The organism is Occallatibacter sp. (assembly GCF_049510455.1).
In the GTDB taxonomy this organism is placed as follows: domain Bacteria; phylum Acidobacteriota; class Terriglobia; order Terriglobales; family Acidobacteriaceae; genus Telmatobacter.
The window spans coordinates 18,519-39,414 of sequence record NZ_JBEKYX010000029.1; the positions used below are offsets into that span (position 1 = coordinate 18,519).

Consider the following 20,896-nt stretch of genomic DNA (forward strand, 5'->3'; position numbering starts at 1 on the left):
TTCCGCAATGTGCCGGACGGCATTTCTGATCTCTGATCCCTGAGTTCTGATCTCTGTAGTTAGTCTTTCTTCACGGCGTGGCCGCCGAAGGCGTTACGCATGATGGAGAGCGCGCGGTCGGTGAAGTTGTTTTCCTCGCGCGAGCGGATGCGGCGGATGAGCGATTCGGTGATGATGGGCGCGGAGACGTTGAGGTCGATGGCCTCAAAGACTGTCCAGCGGCCTTCACCGGAGTCGGCGACGTAGGGCTCGAGGCCTTCGAGCTTGGGGTTGTGCTTGAGGGCGTCGGCGGTGAGATCGAGCAGCCAGGAGCGGACGACGGAGCCGTAGCGCCAGACTTCAGCAATCTGGGCCAGGTCGAGATTGAATTCCTTCTTGGCTTCAAAGATGGCAAAGCCTTCAGCGAAGGCCTGCATCATGCCGTATTCGATGCCGTTGTGGACCATCTTGACGAAGTGGCCTGAGCCGGCGGGACCCATGTGGCCCCAGCCTGTGTCCTTTGAAGGAGCGAGGGTTTCAAAGATGGGCGTGAGGTATTCGACCGGCTCCTTGTCGCCGCCGAACATGAGGGAGTAGCCCTCTTTGAGTCCCCAGACGCCGCCGGAGGTGCCTACATCAACGAACTGGAAGCCCTGGGCGGTGACTTCCTTGTGGCGGCGCTGCGAGTCCTTGTAGTTGGAGTTGCCGCCGTCGATGAGGATGTCGCCGGGCGCGAGATGCGGGATGAGCTCGGCGATGGTGTCATCGACCGGCTGGCCGGAGGGAACCATGATCCAGATGGCCTTGCGGCCGGTGAACTTCCGGGTAAGCTCTTCAAGCGAGGTCACGCCGACGTTACCTGATGCGGTGAGCTTATCGACGGCTTCCTTGCTGAAGTCGAAGCCGATGACCTGGTGGCCGCCGAGGCGGAGGCGCTCCGCCATGTTGCCGCCCATCTTTCCAAGACCGATTAAACCGAGTTGCATAGTCTTCTCCCTTTTACGTGTATGTCAGAGAACGTTGAGTTCCTTGAGCTGACGGCGAAGATCCTGCTCGCCGGTGAAGCGAATTGCCTGGAGGCCGGAGTTGGCGGCAGCGTCTACGTTACCCTGCCGGTCGTCAATAAAGAGTATGCGCTCTGGGGATAGCCCAAGAATATCGATGGCGCGCTTGTAAATCTCCGGATGTGGCTTGCGCAGACCAACGTAACAGGAGCTGAGAGCGATTTCAAAATGCTTGCGCAGGTCGAATTGTGCGAAGCGGTAGTCGTTGGGCTCGCGGGCCTCATTGTTGAGCGAGCCTATAAGGTAATTCTGCGTGGCGGAGAGATCCTGGAGCACGGGAAGTGCAGAATCTTCGAGCACAACAGATTGAGCGAAGATGGCGTTGAGGAAATTATCGTGCGTGAAGCTGCGCGGCTCATAGAAGACAGTCTGATTGAGATACTGCTCCGCGTTGATCTCGTCTTTTTCCCAGGCTTCGTTTGCTTCGGGGTGGCGGGCTTCGAAGGCGGCAAGATCGAGATCGAACTTCTTAATTACGGACGCGCGTTCCTTGTGGTCCCAGCCATTGGTGAGCAGGACTCCGCCAACATCGAAGAGTATGACGTCGAAAGGAAGCATGGCACCTATCATTCGGGCTGGCGGGGAAGCCGGTTGAGACTGCATTTTTGTCAGGGCTTAAGCCCAAATCTTTTTGCGATCTTTTCGGAACGGCTGAAGGAGTGCCTTGTTAGAAAATCTACAACTGAATGGGGTGGTATCCCTGGTCCCCAAATGCGAGGGACCAGGGGCACCCACAGATTATGCTTTGCTGGCGGAGCCGTCTCCGCATTGGTATTTGGCCTCAATGGCCAGAACCTTGTTATAGCGGCGGGTGAAGCGCTCTTCGTTGGAGATGAATTTGGCGGCGAGGAAGCTGTCGGCCAGTTCGTATGCGAGGGCGGAGCCGATGATGCGCGCGCCGAAGACAACTACGTTCATATCGTCGTGTTCCACGCCCTGATGCGCGGAGTAAGTGTCATGGCACATGCCGGCGCGGATGCCGGGAATTTTGTTGGCGGCAACGCAGACGCCTACGCCGGAGCCGCAGATGAGGATGCCTTTTTTGCTGACACCGGCGAGAATGGCCTCGCCTACTTTTTCGGCGAAGTCAGGATAATCGTCCGGCTCATTCCCGTTGAATGCGCCGAGATCGACGACTTCATGGCCTTTCGTTTCGAGATAGGCGCGCACATCCTCTTTAAGAGGGAAGCCTGCGTGGTCGGCGGCGATGACGAGCTTCATAGGACTCCTTCGGAGTCAGGGATCAGGTTTCAGGGATCAGGGGTCAGTTTTGATGACGTGTCGAGCGTTTTTCTGATCCCTGACCTCTGAAACCTGATCTCTGTTCTTACTACTTGATCAGCTTCTTTGCCTTTGCTGCGACGTTTTCCGGCGTGAAGCCGAGTTCCTTGTAGACGATGGGGCCGGGGGCCGAAGCGCCGAAGCGGTCGAGGCCGAGTACATCTCCGGTTGAGCCTACCCACTTCCACCATGCGATGGGCGAGCCGGCTTCGACGGCCAGCTTGGGGACATCGGCTGGCAGGACAGAGGCCTTGTATTCGGCGGATTGCGCTTCAAAGTGCTCCCATGAGGGGAAGCTGACGACGCGGGCGGCAATGCCTTCGGCTTCAAGCAGCTTCTTTGCTTCGACGCAGAACCAGACCTCGGAGCCGGTGCCGATGAGGATGACTTTCGGGTTGGCTGCGTCTTCGAGGATGTAAGCGCCCTTGCTGACGCCGGTGTAGACATCGATTTTGGCGGTGTCGATGACGGGCAGGTCCTGGCGGCTGAGGGCCATGAAGGCAGGCTCGTTGCGCTCAATGGCCAGGCGCCACGCGGCGGCGGTTTCATTCGCGTCGGCGGGGCGGTAGTCCGTGAGGTGCGGGATGGCGCGCAGCATGGTGAGCTGCTCGATGGGCTGGTGCGTGGGACCGTCTTCGCCGAGGCCGATGGAGTCATGCGTGAAGATGAAGAGCGAATGCGACTTCATCAGCGCGGCCATGCGGAGAGCGGATTTGGCGTAATCGGAGAAGGTGAAGAAGGTGGAGCCGAAGGGAATGAGACCGCCGTGCTTGGCCATGCCGTTGACCGCGGCGCACATGGCGAACTCGCGGACGCCGAAGAAGACATTGCGGCCCGCGGGATCGACGTGGAAGTTTGCGCCGGGCTTGAAGATGGTCCTGGTGGAGGCGGTGAGATCGGCAGCGCCACCGAAGAGCTCCGGCACATCGTTGGCGATGGCGTTCATGACCACCTGGCCGGCGTTGCGGGTGGCGACTTTCTTCTCGACGGGGAAGGTGGGGATGGCCTTCTCGAAGCCGGCCTTGCGCTCACCGGCGAAGGTGCGCTTGAACTGTGCGGCTAGCTCGGGAAATTCCTTCGCATAGGCTTCAAAGAGCTTGTTCCAATCGCCTTCTTCTACTGCGCCCTTGACGCCGGCCTGCGCCCAGTTTTTGGCGGCTTCTTCGGGGACGTAAAAGCTCTGGTCTTCAGGGAAGCCGAAGAACTTCTTGGTGGCCTTGACGTTGTCCGGGCCGAGAGCCTCGCCGTGAACGGCATTGGTGCCGGCCTTGGGGCTGCCGTAGCCGATGACGGTGCGGACGGCGATGAAGGAGGGCTTCCTGGTTTCGGCCTTGGCGGCTTTGATGGCGGCTTCAATTCCTTCAAGGTCGTTGCCGTCTTCGACGATCTGCACATGCCAGTGGTATGCGTCGAAGCGCTTGAGGACGTCTTCGGTGTAGCTGAGCTCGGTGGGACCGTCGAGGGAGATGAGGTTGTCGTCGTAGAGCCAGATAAGCTTGCCGAGACCGAGAGTGCCGGCGAGCGAGGCGGCTTCATGCGAGATGCCTTCCATCAGGTCGCCATCGCCGCAGAGCGAGTAGGTGTAGTGATCGACGATTTCGTGGCCGGGCTTGTTGTAGACCGCGGCGAGGTGCTTTTCCGCAACGGCAAGGCCGACGGACATGGCGATGCCCTGGCCAAGCGGGCCGGTGGTGACTTCGACGCCTTCGGTGTCCGTCGATTCGGGGTGACCGGGGGTGATCGAGTCCCATTGGCGGAAGGACTTCAGATCGTCCAGCGTGAGCTTGTAACCGGAGAGGTGCAGCACGGAATAAAGGAGCGCCGAGGCGTGGCCGTTCGAGAGAACGAAGCGATCGCGGTCTGCCCACCTGGCGTTGGCCGGATTGTGCTTCATGAGCTTGTGGAAGAGCAGGTAGGCGATGGGGGCGCAGCCGAGGGGCGCGCCGGGGTGGCCGCTGTTGGCCTTTTGTACGGCATCGACGGCGAGAAGCCGGAGCGTATTGATCGAAAGCTGATCGAGATCGGTAGAAGAGGGAGTGACAGGGGTAGTGGTCATCTGGTTCTAAATCCTTTCGTCGGGGAGTCCGCCGCGTCCGCAGGTTTATGCGCTTTCAACGGCTCAATCGGGTGGGTTCGTAGAGTCAATCTGTATATCCACATTGTATCCAAGCCACTTACCAGAGTCCGTCCAGTGCAGGGTCCAGGAGATTTTGCCGGATGAGCTGGGTTGACCCAGAGCCGGGGCGGGAATGTCGAACCAGAAGCCAGCGCTGGATGCGCTGGGGCTGCTTGCGATCTTTACCGTCTTCCAGTCGTCGATGGACCACCTGATCTCAAATCGATCGGCGTCGATGATCCGAAGCGTGTCTGTCGATCGGATGCGCTGAATGGGCCGCTGGAAGGTAAAAATCTCAAGATTTCGGCGCGGCCGAAGGCCCTTTTCCGTGCAATAGCGCTCGTAGACCGGGTCTACGCGGTCAAAGACCTGGCCATCGCGGGCCGAGCGGAGCAGCTTGAGGTATTCGGCGTGCGCCCAGACGAGGGGCGTGGCTGCGCCCGCCGGATTGCCGAAATGCAGGCCGCGGCCGGGAATGTCAGCCTCGTCCCAGACCTGCTCAGGCATCATCTGGCCGGGCGTGGCGAACTTTTCGTAGGTGCGAATAAGGTCGGTGATGTCGTTGCCGAGGGCTAGCTCGTAGTGCGCTCGCTCGCCGGTGAGCAGCGGCCAGACGCGGCCCTGTCCGTAGCCGGTAAAGGGCGCGCCGCCTGCGCCGTTGCCGTAGCCGTCCCAGTTGTAACGAATCCAGCCGGGGCCTTGCGGCAGATCGCGCTTGAGCGCGAGATCGATGACTTTCACGCTGTCTACGATGAGCGGATCGTCGGCCCTGCGAACGCCGTATCGGACCAGCTCAAGGAAGCCGCCATCCACGATTTCGCGTGCTGCAAAGTCGTCCGGCGTGCCGGGAGGGCGGTTATTGATGTGAATGCGCTCGGTTCCGGCGGAGGGGCCGTCGTAGGCAGGCCCGGTTTCCGGCGGGCGAATGCGCATGTAATGCCGTTTGACCTCGGGGTGCACGACGCCGTCATTCGTGACGGTCCAGTCTTCGAGATGTCCTTCGAGCCAGTCGGCGTACTCCTCGACGAAGGCGGCCATCTCGTTGGAATCGTGCGCGCGCAGAATTTCGCTGGCGCAGATGAGCCCGGAGATGACGGAGGCGAGCGTCGAAGGCGAGTAGCCGGAGTTTTCTTCCCATCGCTCCTGCTGCGTGATGGGTGCGTGGCGAATGAGGAAGCCGGTGGCGCGCTCGACAAAGGGGACGACGTTGAGCTCGCCGAGGCCATCGGCTTTCCAGAGCCGCCAGGAAAGGATGACGGGAAAGGCGACCTCATCGAGCTGCATGCCATACCAGTAAGGCCGGCCATCGACCCAGAAGTTCTGCGCAAAGCCGCCGTCCGGCTCCTGCGTGCAGGCCAGGTAAACGAGAGCGCGGCGCGCGGTTTCAGCACGGCCGCAGGCGATCATGGCGGTGGCCGTCTGGACCATGTCGCGGGTCCAGACCAGGTGATAGCCGCCGAGGTCGTCGTCCCCCTTGGCCTGGCCCCACGGAATGGACGCGGAGGCGACAAATGCGCCGGAGTAGGTCTTGTCCTCATGCGCGAGCAGAACGTTATGGCTGGCGCGCATGAGCCGTCCGCCGTCCTGGGCTTTTTCGCCGAGCCATTCGGGGTTGGCCACGCGCTTCCACTGCTCGATGAAGCGCTTCTGGTTCTGCTCATAAGGCTTGACCAGCGAGTTGAGGGTCTTTTGCAGCGAGGTGTGGATGGTATTGCCGACGCCGATGGCGAGCGTGAATCCGCGCGTCCCGTCCTCGCCCGCATGCGACATGTCGAGCTCTCCGAAGAGCGCGATGTTGCCGTTGGAGGCCGAGCCGAACTCCCAGTCCATCTGGTAGTTATCTTTGAGGTCGCGCCAGCCGTCGCTTGCGCCGACGAAACCGCAGCTTACACGCGAAAAACCGCAGGTGGCTCCCATCGCGAGCGACCAGCCATTGCGCCATGCGAGCAGCATTTTGTAGCCGGCCACATCCACGGCGCGGCCATAGTTATGCGCGCCGCCGCCGTCCAGATGCGGGGCGAGCAGGGCGTAGACCTTGAGGCGGGGGAGGAGGTCAGGATGGCCATGAATGCGGACATTGATCAGCAGGACCGAGTGGTGCGGGTCGCAGATGATCTCTTTGATGAGGGTGTAACGGCCATCGGGATCGTAGTTGATATAGCGGACGCCGAGCGCTTCGGGATCGATGTACTCGAATTTGGAGATGAGATCGCGTTTTTCCTCATGTGCAAAGGATTCGCCGTCGGTGACCATGAACTCGAAGTCGCGGATCTGCGGCTTGTCGATGGTGGGGTGATAAACCTCGTTCACGACACCGTGGGAGCAGGTGAACCACATGCGGCTGGAGGCGGAGTAGGCGGTGCCTACGGCGTCCTTGACGCTGGAGGTCCAGCGCGGAGGCAGGCCGGGCTCGCCAAATGCCTCGCCCTGCTGCGAAAGCCATCGATATAGGGGCTGATCACTCATATAAAAAGAGAAAGCTGAGTCCGAAAACGAATTCTATCGTATCGCTATGGATGGTTTTGCGAGCGTTAAAGTTCCATAACTGCCGAAGATAGTTCCCGTTTTGTTCCACCTGACGGCAATCGGGATTATTATGGACCTCGCGTTTGCGGTGGAGTATTTGCAGTCTGCGCACCCTTCCGTAGCTTGTTCGCATCCAAGTGGCCGTGCGGTATTGAAACGAATTTAACGTTTCCAACGATTCCCGGTCTGTTTTCCGCCTGAACCGGCCCGCTACAATCTTCAATTGAGGAGAATTAAACGATGGCTTACGAATTGCCCCCGCTCCCTTATGACTATGCGGCTCTGGAGCCCCACATTGATGCCGAAACGATGAAGTTTCATCATGACAAGCACCATCAGGCGTATGTGACCAACCTGAATGGCGCGATTGAGAAGCACCCTGAGCTGGGCTCGAAGAAGGTGGATGAGCTGCTGGCGGACCTGAATGCGATTCCGGAAGATATTCGCGGAGTGGTTCGTAACAATGGCGGCGGCCACTCGAATCACTCGATGTTCTGGACGCTGATGGCTGCGGCTGGAGACGGCGTGGGCGGCGAGCCGACGGGCGCGATCGGCGAGCAGATCGCGAAGGATTTCGGCAGCTTTGAGGCATTCAAGAAGAGCTTCAATGAGGCGGCGACCAAGCAGTTCGGTTCCGGGTGGGGCTGGCTGGTGTTCAAGGACGGCAAGCTGACGATTGTGACGACGCCGAACCAGGACTCCCCGCTCTCGCAAGGGCTGTATCCGATTCTGGGCAACGATGTGTGGGAACACGCCTACTACCTGAAGTACCAGAACCGCAGGGCCGATTACCTGGCCGCGTGGTGGAACGTGGTGAACTGGCCGGAAGTGAATAACCGCTTCGCCAAGGCGAAGAGCTAGAAAACAGGGACTACGGGACTCGGCGGGACTAAGGGACTAGCCGATTAGACGCAGCCGCATAGGCCCTTAGTCCCCCAAGTCCCTTTAGCCCCCTGGAATCCGCAACCCTGTTGCGGATTCCGTGTCTATACATACGATGAAGCTTTTGCGCGCCACATTGATCTATGCGGGCCTGATTGTCCTTGGTTCCCTTGCAGCTTTGGCCCAGTCGGCCAGCTTTACGGTGAGCCAGAACGGTAAGACCGTGGGCACGGCCAGCTACGCGTTTACCGCGACGCCTGCCGGCTACAGCTCGGAGTCGCTGGTGCGGATTTCGATGCAGGGGCTGGATTATGCTCTCTCGAAAACCGAGCGGCTGGACAAGAGCAACCGGCTGACCCATGTGCTGGTAAGCGGTACGGTGAATGGCACGGCGGTGAACATTGTTGCCAAACCGGATACGACGCAGCTTCTGCTGAACATTTCGGCGAATGGCCGGGCATCGACGACGCGGCTGGATGCGCATCCCGGAGCGGTTTTCATGGCGGATTTCGACCCTGGAGCGCTCGAGACGCTGCTGGCGCTCAACGTGACACGGCAGGGCCGCGGCCTGTGGGCGGTGATTCCCAAGAAGGCAGGCTCGGCGGCTCTTGTGGAAGTGGCGACATACGCGCCGGAGCAGGGAACGCTGGATGGCAAGCCGATCCAGGTGCAACATTTGACGGCAACGGTTTCAGGTGAGCGGACGGAGATATTTGCCGGGCCGAAGAACGAACTTCTGCAAGCGGAGCTTCCGCAAGAGGGATTTGCGCTGGTGCGAAAGGGTTTTGTGCTGACGCCGCCGAAGAAGCCGATTGCTCCGCCGGAGGGTTTCCCACCGCCGCCGCAACAGCAACCGGCGCAACAGCCGCCGCCGCAGCAGGGTTATCCGCAGGCCGCGCCGCAGAGCTAGTGTAGGCGGCTCTAAAAATCTCATCGGATATAATCGATTGTGAAGCCGTAGTGTTTTTCTAACTAAACTCAGGCCATACACCCCTAGAGCATTGCATGTGAGACTGGATTCGTTTTCCGCCGCGGAAAATCGCTGGGCATGTCTGTTCAATTCCAAATTCACGCTCAAGCCGGTCCGCGAGGAGCAAGCTACCGATGCGCCTGCTGCATGTAATCCGCAGTCTGAATCCGGTCTTTGGCGGGCCGCCGGACTCCGTGCGCATGTTTTGCGCTGCGCATAAGCGGGCCGGCAATGAGGTGGAGGTGGCGACCACCGATCTGCCGACGGATGATTTTGCGCGTATTCCCGGCGTGGAGGTGCATGCGCTGGGGCCGACGAGCCTGAGCTGGCTGAATTATCACTACACGCCGAAGCTGGAGCCTTGGCTGAATGCGAACATTCACCGCTTTGACGGCGTGATCGTGAATGGCATCTGGCAATATCATGCGGTTGCGGTTCGCAAGGCTGTGCATGGCAAGCGGCCTTATGTGGTGTTTTCGCATGGAATGCTGGACCCGTATTTCAAGAGCCGTTATCCCCTGAAGCATCTGAAGAAGCTGGCTTACTGGCTGATGTTTGAAGCAAAAAACCTCAACATGGCCGATGCTGTTCTCTTTACCAGCGAGGAAGAGAAGCGCATTGCCGGCGAGGGATTTCCGTTTCGCGATTTTCGGCGAGTAGTGATTCCATACGGGACGATGGGACCGCCGGAGGGCGATCCGCAGCAGATGAAGCAGGAGTTTCTGGCGGCTTTTCCGGCAGTGCAGGGTCATCCTTACATGGTTTATCTGAGCCGCATTCATCCCAAAAAGGGCTGCGATCTGCTTTTCGAGGCTTTTGCGCGCGCGGCTCCGCCGGAGATGCACCTGGTGATGGCTGGTCATGATGAGACTGGCTGGCGGCCTGAGCTGGATGTGCTTGCTGCGCGGCTGGGAGTGTTGGACCGGATTCATTGGACGGGATCGATCCGCGGCAACACGAAGTGGGGGGCGCTGTATGGGGCGGAGGCTTTCATTCTGCCTTCGCACCAGGAGAATTTTGGGATTGCCGTGGCGGATGCGCTGGCTGCGGGGATCATTCCGCTGGTATCGGACAAAATCAATATCGCGCCGGATATTGCCTCTGACAATGCATGCCTGATGGAGCCGGATACGCTCGATGGAACGATTCGGCTGATTGAGCGCTTCAACGCTATGACGCCGGAGGAGCATGCTGCGATGCAGGCGCGGGGTATCGAGTGCTATCAGCGCAGGTATGCGCTCACGCATTCGGTGCAAGAGGTTTATAAGGCGCTGGGGATCGCTTAGATTTCTGACGTGACTTATGGGCTTACTATGGGTTCATCGCCCATGGCTGTTTCCATTTCCAAACTTGTGCTTTTGCCTGGACTCGATGGCACGGGAGAACTGTTCCGGGATTTGATTGCCGCATTGCCACCGGGGATGGATGTGATTATTGTTTCCTATTCAGGGACGGGTGCGCAGAGTTATGAAGAGCTCTTGCCGATCGTGCGCGATGCGCTGCCTAAAGATAAGCTATACGTTTTAGTTGCCGAGTCCTTCTCTTCGCCGCTTGCAATTCATCTTGCAGCGACTCACCCGGATCATTTGGCTGGTCTTGTCTTATGTGCGGGATTTGCTGCGAGCCCAGTGAGTGGTTTGATTAGGCCTTTAATTGCGGTTCTAGCTCGGCAGATTTTTCTCATGCCTGTGCCTGAGTGGGTGATTCGAAGTTTTCTCATTGGCGAAGGTGCTTCGAATGAGTTGACCGGTCGAGTGAAGAAGGCGGTTGAGTCAGTGCCGGGGCATGTGCTTGCGGAAAGAATGAGAACGGTTCTTACTTGTGACGTGCGCGAAAAGCTCGCAGAAATTACCGTTCCGATGACTTATTTACAGGCTGCAAAAGATCGTTTGGTCTGGCCATCCAGCGTTGAAATCATCAGAAGATATGCGCCTGCAATCACAACTGTGCATATCGATGGTCCGCACCTGATCCTTCAGCGAGAGCCAGAGCAAAGTTCTGTGGCGATCCAACTATTTCTCAGTCGATTGAACGACTAAATCCAGCTTTTCAACCATTCAAACTGCGTTGGCTGCGGCGACGGCTGAGGCCCAGGCCCACTGGAAGTTGAAGCCGCCGAGGTGGCCGGTGACGTCTACGGCTTCGCCGATGAAATAGAGGCCGGGGGTGGTGCGCGATTCCATGGTGCGGGCGTGCAGATCGCGGGTGTCGATGCCGCCGGCGGTGACTTCAGCCTTCTCGTAGCCTTCGGTGCCGGTGGGGTGGAAGGCGTAGCGCCTTAACTCTCGTTCCGTGGTTTCGATGGCAACATTGGTCCAGCCTGCGGGTGCGGCGGCCTCTGCAAGGTGATTGGCGAGGCGTAGAGGGAGTGCGTTGCGCAGAGCCTGGCGGAAAGTTTGCGGGTCGCGGCGGGCGTTCTTTTCCAGGAGTGGAGCCAGAAGGCAGCCATCTTTTGCGAGCTGCGGGGCGAGGTCGATATAGACCGGCTCGCCGGGCTGCCAATACGACGAAGCCTGCAGGATGGCGGGACCGCTTAGGCCGCGATGCGTGACGAGCATCTTCTCGCGGAAGCGCGGCGGGGGTTGGCGGTTGGGTTTGTTGGATGGGGCTTCGGTCCATGCAATGACTTCTGTGGAGACGCCTGAGAGTGCGGTCCAGTTTGCTTCTTCGCCACTGAGCAGGAGCGGGACGAGCGCGGGGCGCGGAGTGACGATACGCAGTCCGAATTGGCGGGCGAGATCGTAGGCGAAGCTCGTTGCGCCGAGTTTTGGGATGGACAGGCCACCGGTGGCGACAATGAGCGCGCCGGAATGGAATTCGCCAAGCGACGATGCGATGCAAAAGCCTGTTGAGTCGCGTTCAACGGCGATGCTGCGGGCGTTCAGGATCAGTTCTACCTTGCCGCGATTGCATTCGGTGAGCAGCATGTCGAGAATCTGCCGCGAGGAGTGATCGCAGAAGAGCTGGCCGAGGGTTTTCTCATGCCAGGCGATGCCGTAGCGCTCGACGAGCTCAAGAAAATGCGCGGGCAGGTAGAGCGCGAGCGCGGATTTTACGAAGTGCGGGTTGGCGGAGAGATAGCGGTCGGGTGCGGTGTGGATGTTGGTGAAGTTGCAGCGTCCGCCGCCGGAGATGAGGATCTTGCGGCCCGGCTGCGTGTTGTGTTCGAGGAGTGCTACGCGCCGCCCGCGCTGGCCTGCGACCGAGGCGCATACGAGGCCCGCCGCGCCTGCGCCGAGAACGATGACATCGAACTCGCGCACGGCTCTACTGACCCCTGACTTCTGTTTCCTGATCCCTGTCTCTTGCAATCCACCAGGCTTTGATGAACTTCCAGTGAATGTAGACCGAGTGATTGACGTGAAGTAGCAGGCCCTCGCGGCCATCGAGAAAACCGAGGCGGAAGATGTAGTTGTAAAGGAAGGTGGCGATGGGATTCAGGAGCGCGTTCCAGACGAAGGCGAAGAGCGAGCGGCTGTTGCGACCGCGTGCTGCCAGCAGTATGGCGATCTCTGAGCTATAGCGGTTCATGTGCTCGAGATAGACGGTGAGGTTGGGGTAGGCGTAGTGCAGCATGTCGCATTTGAGCGTGCCTTTGCGACCCCACTGGCGCTCATCGTGCTGTGGAGTGGAGTGCGGGCCTACGCCTTCACTGAGCCGCGCCGTGCCGCGCTTGAAGAGACGCAGCTTGTGGTCGGGATAAAAACCGCCGTGGCGCATCCATCGGCCAAGGATGAGGTTGAGGCGCGGAATCCAGTAAGCGGTGAAGGGCGGCTCGGCGGCCAGGGTCTGCAGGATTTCCTTCTGCAGATCGGGTGTGAGCTCCTCATCGGCATCGAGCAGCAGTATCCAGTTCTGGGTGCAGAGATCGAGCGCGACATTCTTCTGTTCGCCGTGGCCGTCAAAGGCGTGATAGGTGGTCTTTGCGCCGTAGGATTCTGCGATTTCGAGAGTGCGGTCCCGCGATCCTGAATCGACGAGGATGATTTCATCGGCCCACTTGACGCTTTCGAGCGTTTGGGGCAGATTTGCCTCCTCATTCATGGCGATCATGGCGACGGAGAGAGTTTGACGCATCGAAATGAAGGATAAAGCATTGCATGCAGCAACTGCGCCCGCGGCGCGGGGAGCCATTTCTTTGGGGAACTGTTGCTGATTCTGCCGAACCGATGGGTCAGCAAGATGAACTTCGACTTTACACCCTCATCTGTCGATAATGAACTGCAGGAGGGCCTTTCGCCATGACGATTGAAGTCGAACTGAGTGCCGAAACGCAGGCGACGCTTGCCGCGCAGGCCGCCGCGCGCAGTATGGATGTGCCTTCTTATGCAGCATCCCTGTTGGAAGAGGCGGCACGCGAGAGCGCGGCGTGCAAGCGCGCGGGCAGAAAGAATCTGGCGCAACTGTTTGCAGAATCGCCCTTCAAGGGAGTCGCTCTGAATCTTGAGCGGGACAATTTACATTAATGCATGTCCTTGAGCTACCTCCAACAACTCATCGTTAATCTGCTCATAAAGTGGCGAAAAATGGGCCTCACGATGACAATTCGGACAGATGGCAACGCATGTCCACGGCCTATCACTTTTCTCAATGCCAAAAATGTGATGAACATCTAGAAAAGCTGCGAATTGGCGTGAATTGCCGCATCCAGGTCGCTCACAAGAGCCGTTTGCCCTTTTTAGCACCGCTGCACGAACTCGCGGATCGCGTTTGACATAGGATCGTTCAGCGACAGTCCTTATCGCTCCATCAGTTCCGATGAGCGAAATATCCAATCCAGGCAAGTCTTCAAACGTATCATCGGCCACTTCCTGGACGGTTTGTTTCGGGGATATATCTGTCAGCTTTGCTATATCTATAACTTCAGGAAAATCCCACAACGCGGAAGTGACGGATGGAGCTATTTCGTCCGCCAGCCATATTGTTGGACTGGAGCCGTTCATTGCATGATTCTTTTTGCGCCGTCCCATTTTCCCTTGAGTGATGAGCTGATTGCTTATGTCGCGCTGACTGCACCAAATTGTCAGAAGGCCATTTAACGGAACGAGGGCGGCGGAGCTGATTTTATTGTCGTCTCTCTGAATGAAGAGCATGTGTGTAGCACCAGACTGGACCAAACGATTAACAAAGCTCTCTAAAGTACCTTCCCAGTCGTTGTTTTTGACAGATGCGAGGAGTTGCGCGGCGGAGTACGTCTTTTCATCTCTTCGGCGCCAACAAAGCTTGACCCTAGCTGCGAGCCGCTTCCCAGCCGGTGTGACGGCATGAATGGTTTGAGATTCTGATGGTCCATGAGGATGTCGGTCGTCAACAACGCTACAGAATCCTTTTGCTTCCAGAAAATCTTTGATCATGTTTCGAGTAATTGATTCCGACTCGTAACTATCTGCTGTACGAAATTCGCGGGGACTCATTTGCTTGCTCCGTGAAATCTGAGTTGTTGAGAAATGCCAGAAGTATAGACCCATAGGAGCAGGTGGCTACGCACCGGATTAGGCCCCGTGATACATTGAAATTCCACAGGAGAGCGCATGGGGGCTGAGGTCCAGCTTACGGATCAGACGATTGACCTGCAGCAGCAGGTGGCGCGGCTTCAGGCGCTGCTGGAGGCTTCGCGGCAAGTTCACGCCACGATTCACGAAGAGGATGTGCTGAAGTCTGTGCTGCGGCTGGTTGTGCGCGAGCTGGAAATGGCCGGCGCGACCTTCAAAGGGCCGGAATTGAGCCATGACCTGACCTACGGCGGCGTGGACGCGGAGGCTGGCACGGCGCAACGCTTTCCTTTGTACGACCGCGACGGCCAGCGCATGGCTGAACTGGTGGTGATGCCGCCGGATGGGCGCACGCTGACGCTGTACGAATCGGACTTTCTGGAGGGGCTGACGCTGCAGGCCTCTGTTGCGCTGGAAAACGCGCGCAACCACAAGCGCAATGTGGAGTTTGCCCGCGTGCAGCAGGATCTGGATGCGGCGCGCAACATTCAGCGCTCGCTGCTGCCGCAGCGTCTGCCGGATATTTCGGGCTACTCACTGGGCTTCAAATCGAAGACCTGCTACGAGGTGGGCGGCGACTATCTGGACATTGTCGAAATGCCGGACGGGACAGTTCTGCTGGTGGTGGCGGATGTGGCCGGCAAAGGGCTGGCTTCGGCGATTGTGTCGGTGAGCTTCCGTTCCGCTTTTCGGGCTGCCGCCACACTTGGCCTGCCGCTCGCTGAGATTGCCACGCGGATGAACCAGAGCCACTGGGAAGAGGGCGACGAGACGCGCCGCCGCTATGTGACCGCAATTTTTACGCGTTTCGACCCCAGGACCGGCGAACTGGAGGCGGTGAATGCAGGCCATAATCCTGGTTATGTACTGCAGCCGGACGGCACGCTGTGTCAGTTTGACGCAGTAGGTACGCCGCTGGGGCTGCTGCCCGGCATGAGCTATTCCTCTGAAACCTGCGCCTTTCCGCCGGGTTCGCGCCTGTTGCTTTATACGGACGGGCTTACGGAAGCCTTCTGCGGCGATGAAGAGTTTGGCTCAGAGCAACTTGTGGACAATTTTTCCCGATGCCAACCGCAGAGCGCCGATGCTATTCTCGATACACTGTGGCAGGCGATTGAAGATTTTTGTCAAGGTGGGCCGCAATCGGACGATATGACAGCATTGGTGCTCTCGCGCATCGGTGAGCCTTGTACGGAAGGCTCCGAGCGCGTTGGGGAGATAGCAGCTTGAGCGGAAAGTCAACGTGCGTTGAAGTTCGCTTGCCGTCGCGGCTCGGCTACGAGAAAGTGGCCATGAGTACCGCCGCCTCCGTTGCCAAGCTGATGGGCTTTCGCCAGGAGCGCATTGAGGACCTCAAAACCGCTATTGCCGAGGCGTGCATCAATGCCATTGAGCACGGCAACAAGCTGAACGATGGCCTGCAGGTGGGCGTGCTGCTCAATGCCGGCGAGGATGCGCTCGAAATCAAGGTGATTGACGATGGCCGGGGGATGAAGACTTTGCCTCCCAGACCGGACATTGACAAGAAGATTCACGGCGAAGAAGACCCGCGCGGCATGGGGATGTTTTTGATTCAAGCCCTGGTGGATGAGGCCGAGTGGGTGGCAGGCGCAAACGGAAAGAGCAGCTACGTGCGCCTGGTAGTACGGCTGGACCCGCCAAACGAGTAAAGTTCTTATACGGAGATATTGATCGTGCAGACCGAAACCAAGTCGAAAGTTGAACAGATTTCTTCCTCCGCAGGCCATCCGGTCAGCGTACTCCGCTTTGAGGGCGATATTGCCAGCACCTCCAAGGAAGCCGTTCTTGGCGCGTATCAAGCTCTCTCGAAAGAGACCGTCAAGCTGATCCTGCTGGACTTCACCAAGGTGGATTACATTAATTCGAGCGGCATTGCGCTGGTGATCCAACTGCTGATCGAGGCCTCGAATGCCGGACAGAAAGTGGCGGCCTTTGGCCTTTCGGCGCACTTCACCAAGGTGTTCACGATGGTAGGCATCACAAAGTACGCAGGGCTTAATCCGGATCAAGCTACGGCGCTGGCTGCGCTGTAGGTCTTTTCGTTTCAGAACGATTACGCCTTCGCATGGATTGCTTCATGTGAAGGCGTATTTCTTTATAGCTGCTACTCGTAGCGCAGCGCCACCATCGGGTCTACTCTTGAGGCGCGCCGCGCTGGGAAGTAGCCTGCGATCAGCCCGACGACCAGCAGCACGCACACGGCAAGGGCGATGCTTAACGGGTCCTTGTCCTTTAGCCCGAAGAGCATGTGCGATACCAGTTGTCCGCCTGCAAGCGTGGCCGGTACACCGATGGCGATACCGATGAACACCATGATGGCGATTTCACGCAGCACCAGCCAGCGTACATTGGATTGCGGCGCGCCGAGCGCCATGCGGATGCCGATTTCGTTGGTTCGCTGGCTGACGATGTACGACATCAGGCCGTAGATGCCGATGCAGGAGAGAAAGACTGCCAGCAGACCGAAGAAGATGGAGAGCTGTGCCACGACGCGCTGATCCGTCACTGACCGCGCGACCTGCTCGTCCAGCGTCGTCACATCGATAATCGGCAGACGGCGATCGATGGAATGGATTGTCTTCTGCACCGCATCGGCAACGCCTTGAAAATTGCCCGTATACCGAACGCTGAAGTCACCCAGATACTGCGGATGTTGCGTGTAGGGAACGTAATCCAGAGTCTCCGGGCCTTCATCCAATGTGTCGAACTTCACATCCTTCACGATGCCAACCACCTGGACCAGTGGACTGTTCGCTCCGCCCATCCGGTAGCTCTTGCCGATAGGCAAGCCTGCAGGAAACAGCGTCTTCGCCATGTGCTCGCTGATGACCGCCACATGCGGCGCGTTCGCCGTGTCCTGCGGCCCGAACAGCCGTCCCGCCACCAGGGGAATCTGCATCGCGGCAAAGTATCCGCTGCCGATCATGTTATGTTTCACATTCACGTCGTAACTCACCGGCATCCCCGGCACGGTTACCCATCCATTCCAGCTTCCCTCGTGAAATACAAAGCTGGAAAAACTGACTGCACGCACGCCCGGCAGCGTACTCACCTTGTCCTCAATTTCCCGGAGCAGCGCCATGAGCCGGTGCTCGTCTTCCTTGTAGCCCACGGAGCTCTCATCAATCTCCATCCGCAGAACATTCTCGCGGTTAAATCCCGTATCTACGTTCGTCAGATTGATGAGACTGCGCAGAAAAAGGCCCGCGCCCACCACAAGCATCAGTGAAAGCGCAACCTGCAGAACGACCATGGTTCGGGCAAGCAGATTTCTAGTTCCGCCCTTTACCATGCCGCGTCCTTCCTTCAGCGTCTCTGTCAATTGCAGGCGCGTGGCGCGGAAGGCCGGGATGGTTCCGAAGAGCAGTGCCGTTGTGATTGTGATGGCCAGTGTGAACAGCAGTACTGTCGCATTCAGCCCCACGTGCAGCGGAACCGTCTCCGGGCCATCCGAAACCATCCGCAGCAGCAGCCGGCTTGCGCCCATCGCAAAGGCAATCCCCAGTGCGCCACCCGCGAGCGCCAGAATCAGGCTTTCCGTCAGCAGTTGGCGAATGATGCGGCCTCGCCGCGCTCCAAGCGCCTGCCTTACAGCCAACTCGCGGGCTCTTGCCGTCGCGCGCGCCAGCAGCAGGTTCGCAATGTTCGTGCAGGCAATCAGCAGCACCAGTGCCACAATACCCATCAGCAGCTTCAGGGGCTGGGAAAACTGCCTGCGCAGATATGAAATGCCCGTCGCCATAGGCGTCAGCCGCATGTGCGTATTGTTCAGGTCGACCAGCTCGCGTTGGGTGGGCTTTCTGTCGGTAAAGCTAAGCAGAATCTGCCGAAAGAGCACATCGGCGTTCGCTCTTGCCTGCTCTTGTGTAACGCCGGGCTTCATCCGCCCAATGATCCACAGCGATTCGGAGAAATTCTCGGTGTATCCACGATAATGCGGCGGCACGGACTGGATCATCGAGAGCGGAACCCATATATCTGGCGCTTCACCTACGGATGTCCCGAAAAATTCCTCCGGCGCTATGCCCACGATGGTGAAAACCGTGTTGCCCAGCTTGAGTGTGTGTCCCAGCACGGCTGGCTTATTGCCCAGCGCGCGCTTCCACCAGGCATCGCTGATGACCGCTACGGGATGATTGCCCTCGGAGTTGTCATCGGCATTGGTCAGTGTACGGCCCATCGTGGCTTCTACACCAAGCGTGGAGAAGTATGTGCCGGAGACGAGCTGTACCTTCATTGGCACGGAAGACGTCTCGCTGCCGATAAAGCCGTGCACGTAATTTGTGAGGCTGAAGATTGCAGCGGTATCCGAAAAAACTGAGTTCTGTTTCTGGAACTCGCGGTAAAACGGATACGAGTAGAGTGCCGTAATTGCATATGCATCGCTGATGCCGAGCCATTGCTCGCCTCCCAGCATCACCAGCTTCCGGGGCTCTTTTACAGGCAGCTCGCGGAGCAGCACCGCATCGAGCAAGGTGAAGATGGCAGTGTTCGCGCCGATACCGAGCGCGAGCGAGAGCAGCGCAACTGCCGTGAGCGCCTTGCTGCGCAGCATGGAGCGGATGCCGTAGGCGGTGTCCTGCAGGAAGTTTTCGAACCATGCTGCGACCCGGATGGTATGGCTTGTTTCGCGCTGTTGCATCAGGGAGCCAAAGGCGCGGCGTGCTTCTTGCGGATCGCGGCCTGCAGCGATGGCTTCTTCCATGTGCGCTTCGAATTCTTCCTGGATTTCGCGGTTCACCTTGTCTCCGCGAAAGACATTTCCGATTCGCGACCAGAGCGACATTTCACGCCTCCTGTAACACGCGATTGATGGCTGTGCTGATAGCCGCCCAGCGCGATTCTTCCGCGCCAAGCTGCTTTTTTCCTGCCGCTGTGAGCTCGTAGATACGCGCGCGGCGGTTGTTTTCTTTTTTGATCCACTCGGCGCGAATCCAGCCGGCTTCTTCCATGCGGTAAAGCGCGGGGTAGAGCGAGCCTTCTTCAGCGCGCAGCACTTCCGCGGATATATCCGCGATGGCGGCCATGATTGCGTAGCCGTGCAGACGCGGCCTGCGCGAAAGAATCTTCAGCACGAGCAGATCGAGCGAGCCTTGCAGGGAATCTGTTTTTGATTTAGCCATACTCAGATGTCTTTATATAGATGTCTAAGTATGCTGTCAACACGAATGCACCTACCCGCTCTGCCGGGCTAAAATTTCGCTATGAACTTAACGGCAATTCAGGCGGCTCTGCGCGACGCCGGTTACAGCGGCTGGCTTTTTTACGATCATCATCATCGCGATCCGATTGGCGAGCGGATTCTGGGGCTGGACCCGAAGGCGCACATCACGCGACGGTGGTATTACTTTGTGCCGGCGCAGGGCGAGCCGCACAAGCTGGTGCATCGCATTGAGCAGTTGCGGTTGGATTCGCTGCCGGGCAGCAAGACACTGTATTCAAGCTGGCAGGAGCTGGCCGCTGGATTGGAGGCGATGCTTTCCGGTGCGACGAAGCTTGCCATGCAGTACTCTCCGAACAACGCGATTATGTACGTCTCTATGGCGGATGCGGGGACGGTGGAGTTCCTGCGTTCGATTGGTAAGGAGATATTCAGCTCCGCGAACCTGGTGAGCGAGTTTGAGGCTGTGCTGAGCGAGGAGCAGAAAACCACTCATGCGGCGGCGCAAAAAGCGATTGATGCGGTGCTGGCGGAGGGTTGGAAAGAGATTGGGCGCAGGCTGAGGCCGGCTGGCGGCAAGCCCGAATCGTTTACCGAGTTCGACATGGTGCAGTGGCTGAGCGAGGGGATGCGGCGCGAGGGGCTGATCTGGGAGAACGGCCCGAATGTGAGTGTGAATGCCAACAGTTCGGACTCGCATTATGAGCCGACGGCGGAGAAGTCCTCGCCGATCCGTGAGGGCGACTTTCTGTTGATCGACATCTGGGGCAAGCAGGACAAGCCCGAGGCAATCTTTTACGACATCACGTGGACAGGCGTGATTGGCCGTGAGCCGAGCGAGCGTGAGCAGCTTGTCTTTACCACTGTTCGCGATGCGCGCGATGCGGCGATTGCTGTGGTTGAGTCCGCGTTTGTGGAGGGGCGCACGATTCATGGATTCGAAGGCGACGATGCGGCGCGGGCGGTGATTCGCAATGCCGGGTTTGGCGAGTATTTTACGCATCGCACGGGGCACAACATCGCGGTGGAGATTCATGGGCCGGGAGCGCATCTGGACAATCTTGAAACGCACGATGAGCGGCTGATTCTGCCGAATACATGCTTCTCGGTTGAGCCGGGAATTTACCTTCCGGAGTTTGGGGTGCGGAGTGAGATCGATATGCTGACTGCGTCGAACAAGGCGTGGGTGACAGGGGAGGTGCAACGCGAGTTAGTGAGAATTTAGGGACGAGGGACGAAGGACGAAGGACGAAAGGGAACCGGCGGCAGATGGGAAAATCTTTTAGATCATTTTCAAGAATAGTGTAGACTGATGGTCGGCGAATCTCCGGCGACGCAAAAGCTATGGCGCGAGCCTTCGATGATGATTTGCGGCGAAAGTTTTTGGCCGCGTATGACCGTGGC

At 58.5% G+C, this 20,896-nt stretch carries 19 protein-coding genes; 9 read left to right on the plus strand and 10 right to left on the minus strand.

All coding sequences use genetic code 11. From position 1 onward, the window contains the following. Nucleotides 1-59 precede the first annotated feature (59 nt). From gnd to ABSG47_RS07410, 5 genes are all read right to left on the minus strand, one after another. Nucleotides 60-965, minus strand: coding sequence for a phosphogluconate dehydrogenase (NAD(+)-dependent, decarboxylating) (gnd, locus tag ABSG47_RS07390; protein ID WP_424168370.1), 906 nt, complete (start codon nucleotides 963-965; stop codon nucleotides 60-62). A 24-nt stretch (nucleotides 966-989) separates the two neighbouring features. Beyond that, entirely contained in the window at nucleotides 990-1,601 is a 612-nt protein-coding gene (locus ABSG47_RS07395; protein WP_424168373.1) for an HAD family hydrolase, read from the minus strand. Nucleotides 1,602-1,781: 180 nt separating this feature from the next. Next, entirely contained in the window at nucleotides 1,782-2,264 is a 483-nt protein-coding gene (locus ABSG47_RS07400; protein WP_424168376.1) for an RpiB/LacA/LacB family sugar-phosphate isomerase, read from the minus strand. Between the two features lie 109 nt (nucleotides 2,265-2,373). Beyond that, nucleotides 2,374-4,380 (minus strand): transketolase, encoded by a 2,007-nt coding sequence (gene tkt / locus ABSG47_RS07405; protein ID WP_424168379.1) that lies wholly within the window; start codon nucleotides 4,378-4,380, stop codon nucleotides 2,374-2,376. A gap of 63 nt (nucleotides 4,381-4,443) precedes the next feature. Then, on the minus strand, nucleotides 4,444-6,906 hold the full coding sequence (locus tag ABSG47_RS07410) for a glycoside hydrolase family 15 protein (protein ID WP_424168381.1): 2,463 nt from the start codon (nucleotides 6,904-6,906) through the stop codon (nucleotides 4,444-4,446). Between the two features lie 300 nt (nucleotides 6,907-7,206). Between ABSG47_RS07410 and ABSG47_RS07415 the strand changes: the two genes are divergently transcribed. The 4 genes from ABSG47_RS07415 (at nucleotide 7,207) to ABSG47_RS07430 (ending at nucleotide 10,857) form a co-directional block, all read left to right on the plus strand. Further along, nucleotides 7,207-7,827 carry a superoxide dismutase gene (locus tag ABSG47_RS07415; protein ID WP_424168384.1) on the plus strand — a complete coding sequence of 207 codons (621 nt, stop codon included), beginning with the start codon at nucleotides 7,207-7,209 and terminating at the stop codon, nucleotides 7,825-7,827. Nucleotides 7,828-7,948: 121 nt separating this feature from the next. Next, on the plus strand, nucleotides 7,949-8,758 hold the full coding sequence (locus tag ABSG47_RS07420; RefSeq protein WP_424168387.1) for a hypothetical protein: 810 nt from the start codon (nucleotides 7,949-7,951) through the stop codon (nucleotides 8,756-8,758). Between the two features lie 194 nt (nucleotides 8,759-8,952). After that, nucleotides 8,953-10,104 carry a glycosyltransferase gene (locus tag ABSG47_RS07425; protein WP_424168389.1) on the plus strand — a complete coding sequence of 384 codons (1,152 nt, stop codon included), beginning with the start codon at nucleotides 8,953-8,955 and terminating at the stop codon, nucleotides 10,102-10,104. A gap of 42 nt (nucleotides 10,105-10,146) precedes the next feature. Continuing rightward, nucleotides 10,147-10,857 (plus strand): alpha/beta fold hydrolase, encoded by a 711-nt coding sequence (locus tag ABSG47_RS07430; protein WP_424168392.1) that lies wholly within the window; start codon nucleotides 10,147-10,149, stop codon nucleotides 10,855-10,857. An 18-nt stretch (nucleotides 10,858-10,875) separates the two neighbouring features. On the opposite strand, the gene ABSG47_RS07435 is transcribed toward ABSG47_RS07430, so the two are convergent. Both ABSG47_RS07435 and ABSG47_RS07440 read right to left on the minus strand, forming a co-directional pair. Further along, nucleotides 10,876-12,081 (minus strand): BaiN/RdsA family NAD(P)/FAD-dependent oxidoreductase, encoded by a 1,206-nt coding sequence (locus ABSG47_RS07435; RefSeq protein WP_424168395.1) that lies wholly within the window; start codon nucleotides 12,079-12,081, stop codon nucleotides 10,876-10,878. Between the two features lie 4 nt (nucleotides 12,082-12,085). Continuing rightward, nucleotides 12,086-12,952, minus strand: a complete 867-nt coding sequence (locus ABSG47_RS07440; protein ID WP_424168398.1) for a glycosyltransferase family 2 protein — start codon at nucleotides 12,950-12,952, stop codon at nucleotides 12,086-12,088. A gap of 107 nt (nucleotides 12,953-13,059) precedes the next feature. On the opposite strand from ABSG47_RS07440, the gene ABSG47_RS07445 reads away from it, so the two are divergent. After that, nucleotides 13,060-13,284 (plus strand): hypothetical protein, encoded by a 225-nt coding sequence (locus ABSG47_RS07445; protein ID WP_424168400.1) that lies wholly within the window; start codon nucleotides 13,060-13,062, stop codon nucleotides 13,282-13,284. On the opposite strand, the gene ABSG47_RS07450 is transcribed toward ABSG47_RS07445, so the two are convergent. After that, the gene (locus tag ABSG47_RS07450) at nucleotides 13,276-14,232 is read right to left on the minus strand and encodes a hypothetical protein (RefSeq protein WP_424168402.1); all 957 of its coding nucleotides are present in this window, start codon (nucleotides 14,230-14,232) and stop codon (nucleotides 13,276-13,278) included. The genes ABSG47_RS07445 and ABSG47_RS07450 overlap by 9 nt on opposite strands. A 117-nt stretch (nucleotides 14,233-14,349) precedes the next feature. Here ABSG47_RS07450 and ABSG47_RS07455 point away from each other — a divergent pair, with 117 nt between their 5' ends. From ABSG47_RS07455 to ABSG47_RS07465, 3 genes are read left to right on the plus strand one after another with little or no spacing between them, the layout of a single operon-like run. Further along, nucleotides 14,350-15,540 carry a PP2C family protein-serine/threonine phosphatase gene (locus tag ABSG47_RS07455; protein ID WP_424168404.1) on the plus strand — a complete coding sequence of 397 codons (1,191 nt, stop codon included), beginning with the start codon at nucleotides 14,350-14,352 and terminating at the stop codon, nucleotides 15,538-15,540. Nucleotides 15,541-15,569: 29 nt separating this feature from the next. Further along, entirely contained in the window at nucleotides 15,570-15,980 is a 411-nt protein-coding gene (locus ABSG47_RS07460) for an ATP-binding protein (RefSeq protein ID WP_424168418.1), read from the plus strand. A 24-nt stretch (nucleotides 15,981-16,004) separates the two neighbouring features. Then, nucleotides 16,005-16,364: an STAS domain-containing protein gene (locus ABSG47_RS07465; RefSeq protein ID WP_424168406.1), complete on the plus strand. Its 360-nt coding sequence runs from the start codon at nucleotides 16,005-16,007 to the stop codon at nucleotides 16,362-16,364. Between the two features lie 71 nt (nucleotides 16,365-16,435). On the opposite strand, the gene ABSG47_RS07470 is transcribed toward ABSG47_RS07465, so the two are convergent. Together ABSG47_RS07470 and ABSG47_RS07475 are read right to left on the minus strand one after the other, a co-directional pair. Then, complete coding sequence (locus ABSG47_RS07470) at nucleotides 16,436-19,117, minus strand: ABC transporter permease (RefSeq protein ID WP_424168409.1); 2,682 nt, start codon at nucleotides 19,115-19,117, stop codon at nucleotides 16,436-16,438. A gap of 1 nt (nucleotide 19,118) precedes the next feature. After that, complete coding sequence (locus ABSG47_RS07475) at nucleotides 19,119-19,454, minus strand: PadR family transcriptional regulator (RefSeq protein WP_424168411.1); 336 nt, start codon at nucleotides 19,452-19,454, stop codon at nucleotides 19,119-19,121. A gap of 81 nt (nucleotides 19,455-19,535) precedes the next feature. On the opposite strand from ABSG47_RS07475, the gene ABSG47_RS07480 reads away from it, so the two are divergent. Next, nucleotides 19,536-20,717 carry a M24 family metallopeptidase gene (locus ABSG47_RS07480; RefSeq protein ID WP_424168413.1) on the plus strand — a complete coding sequence of 394 codons (1,182 nt, stop codon included), beginning with the start codon at nucleotides 19,536-19,538 and terminating at the stop codon, nucleotides 20,715-20,717. Nucleotides 20,718-20,896 lie beyond the last annotated feature (179 nt).